We start from the raw sequence: 550 nt of genomic DNA on the forward strand, positions 1-550 counted from the left end.
CCGGCTCCTGCGTTTTATTATCTTCTGGTAAAGTCAGAAATGCTGGGTGTAGGGTTTGTACCGGCATCCCAGGACTTCCTCCACCGTTCAGATTAATTTTCGGCCCGACAATATCCACACCACCTGAATGAATAACGATAAACGACCCGCCAGCCTTCAGGCTGATGCTGCCGCTGCTTTCCAGCACGATATCGCCCTCCACCTTTATTCCCAGTGCGCCTGCCACTTTCCGCGCCAGGTCGCCTTTTACTTCCAGACTGTGTTTCCCTTCAACCAGACTGATATGGTTCCCCGTCGTGGTGTGCTCCTGCTTCCCTTTCACCGTCACCCTGCGGTCATTTGTTACATACAGGCCGTCGTCGTGGCTGATGTTCACCGTCCGGTTGTTCTTCACTTTCAGCGTCTGGTCATTGCCCACCGTGATGCGCCGGTCATTCGCCACCGTAGTTTTCTGGTCATGGCCACCTTCCTTTTTACTGCCCACCTTCACCGTCTGCCCCACAACCACCGTCTCCGTATGGTTGTTGTTCACCGTGGTGGTGCGGTCGTG

Annotated in this window: 1 protein-coding gene; it reads right to left on the reverse strand. The window is 54.7% G+C overall.

All coding sequences use genetic code 11. The features are described 5' to 3' along the window. The coding region (locus ACFFUV_RS23790; protein WP_446697927.1) for a bacteriophage T4 gp5 trimerization domain-containing protein at positions 1–550 on the reverse strand (550 nt) is incomplete at both ends.

The sequence above is a fragment of the Vibrio olivae genome (genome assembly GCF_042428525.1).
Taxonomy (GTDB): domain Bacteria; phylum Pseudomonadota; class Gammaproteobacteria; order Enterobacterales; family Vibrionaceae; genus Vibrio; species Vibrio olivae.